We start from the raw sequence: 1,808 nt of genomic DNA on the forward strand, positions 1-1,808 counted from the left end.
GAGGGCACCGACGACCGCGAGTACGAGGTCGTCGGCGGGTGGGGCGTCGACAGCGCCCGCGACGAGGCGGACGCCCGCCGGCAGGTAGCACGGGCCCTTGCGGAGTATCCCGAGTGTGGCGCCTACGCCAAGTGGCGCGTCGTGCGCACGTGGGACGACGACGCCCAGTACTACGGGCCCTGGCACGCCCTCGACGGGGAGGCGCTGTGACGTCCCCCGACCGCAGCCCCCGCCTCGTCCCCGTCTCGTGTGAGACCCCCCAGGGCGAGCCCGACGGCGTCCATCTGTCCTTGATGAGGTGGCTGCCCCAGATAGGCGAGTGGGTCACCGGGCCTGCCCTGTGCGGCCAGTCCGCCACGCAGGGAGCACTGACCGACGACACCCCGGTCACCTGCACCGGCCACGCCGGGAGCTGCGAGGCGTACCGCGATGCCTACCAGCGCAGCATCGACGGCCGGCCCACCGCACAGCAGGAGCAGATAGATGCCCTGCGAGCCGAGGTCGACCGGCTCACCGCCGAGTTGGAGGCCGCGCACACCGCACGCCTCAACGAACCGATCCTGCGGCACTGCGTCGCCCCCGGCTGCCTGCACGAGTACGACATCAACGCCACCCTGTGCGGGCGCACCCCCGAGCGCCCCACCTGGTCCGGCAAGGGCTGGCTGATGGTGCGACCGCTCGACGGCGACATCTGCCCCGACCACGCACACCTCGTCGGCGTCACCGTGGCCCCCGGCCCGCACCTGCCCCGCTGGCAGTACGGGGACAACGACGCCCCCAGCACCCTGCGGTGCGCATGCGGTTGGGCCTCCCCGCCGGTGCGGTGGCGCCGCTACGCCACCGAGGCGTGGAAGAACCACATCCTCGACCTCCCCGAACAGCCGTGACTGCCCGATCCTGGCGGCCCGACGGCCCCGGGTCGTTCCAGGCGCCGGCCGGTGTCACCGCCGTACGCGACAGCACCGGCCGGCGGTGGACCCGCGGACCGACCCGCTGGACGTCCACCGGTTCCCACTGGATCCGCTGGCGCGTCCTCGTCGCCGAGCACGGCCCGGTCACCGAGGAGCGCACGCCCTGACCAGAAGCGTGCCCAGGGCGCCGGCGTCCGGGTTGGGAAGCACCTCGGCCTGAATGTCGGTGAAGCCGTGGCGCTTGAGGACGTCGGCCCACTGCGGGGCGCTGTACTGCCACCGATGCACGGTCAGTTCCGTTTCGCGGCCCTCCAGCCACTTGCCGCCCATCTTCTGCGCGCCGTACTGGCCGGCGATCGGCTCTCGATGGGAGAAGGCGTAGATGCCCCCCGGCGAGAGACGCCGCAGAACGCGCGGGAACAGGTCTTCAGGGTCGGTGAACCACGCTGCACCCCACGTCGAATAGATCGCGTCCCACAAGCGAAGGTCGTCGTCGAGGAAGGCGCAGGCCTCCGCGTGGACGAACTCCAGCCCGGGGACGTCACCCCAGAACTTGCGGGCGCGGGCGACCTGGACGGGCGAGAAGTCCACGCCGACGACCTCGACGCCGGCGCGGGTGAGGAAGGCCGCGTTCTCGCCCTCGGCCGGCCCCAGGTCGAGAGCGGTCTTCGGGGTGCCCAGGATCTCCGCCCCGGGCCCGCGGTTGTCCACGCCGGTCCAGTCGAAGCGGGCCGCCGCGGGGCGCTGCTGGGCCCCCTCTCCCCGGTACGGCTTGTACTTGTCCCAATATTCGGCTGCGGTCAGGGGGGCGGCGCTGGACATGTGAATCCTCCGGGGAGAGACGGGTTCCAGAGGCGTCACGCTACCGACGGCGCACCCGTGACGTACGTGAAAGTC

4 protein-coding genes are annotated in these 1,808 nt (G+C 72.1%); 3 read left to right on the plus strand and 1 reads right to left on the minus strand.

Annotated features, from left to right (window positions below):
* The 3 genes from ABZ454_RS38765 to ABZ454_RS38775 all read left to right on the plus strand — a co-directional run.
* Positions 1-210, plus strand: a 210-nt coding sequence (locus ABZ454_RS38765) for a hypothetical protein (protein WP_359544123.1), incomplete at its 5' end; no start/stop codon positions are given.
* Positions 207-887 carry a hypothetical protein gene (locus ABZ454_RS38770; protein WP_359544124.1) on the plus strand — a complete coding sequence of 227 codons (681 nt, stop codon included), beginning with the start codon at positions 207-209 and terminating at the stop codon, positions 885-887. The genes ABZ454_RS38765 and ABZ454_RS38770, both read left to right, overlap by 4 nt.
* Entirely contained in the window at positions 884-1,078 is a 195-nt protein-coding gene (locus ABZ454_RS38775) for a hypothetical protein (protein WP_359544125.1), read from the plus strand. The genes ABZ454_RS38770 and ABZ454_RS38775 overlap by 4 nt, the downstream gene beginning before the upstream one ends.
* Here the strand turns inward: ABZ454_RS38775 and ABZ454_RS38780 are convergent.
* Entirely contained in the window at positions 1,056-1,733 is a 678-nt protein-coding gene (locus ABZ454_RS38780; protein ID WP_359544126.1) for a class I SAM-dependent methyltransferase, read from the minus strand. The genes ABZ454_RS38775 and ABZ454_RS38780 overlap by 23 nt on opposite strands.
* Between the last annotated feature and the right edge of the window lie 75 nt (positions 1,734-1,808).

It is taken from the genome of Streptomyces sp. NPDC005803 (assembly GCF_040630435.1).
Lineage (GTDB): Bacteria > Actinomycetota > Actinomycetes > Streptomycetales > Streptomycetaceae > Streptomyces.

What these genes read in the sequence shown, in the direction of transcription:
- ABZ454_RS38780 (WP_359544126.1), bottom strand. Translation starts at nt 1,733, where the DNA reads ATGTCCAGCGCCGCCCCCCTGACCGCAGCCGAATATTGGGACAAGTAC.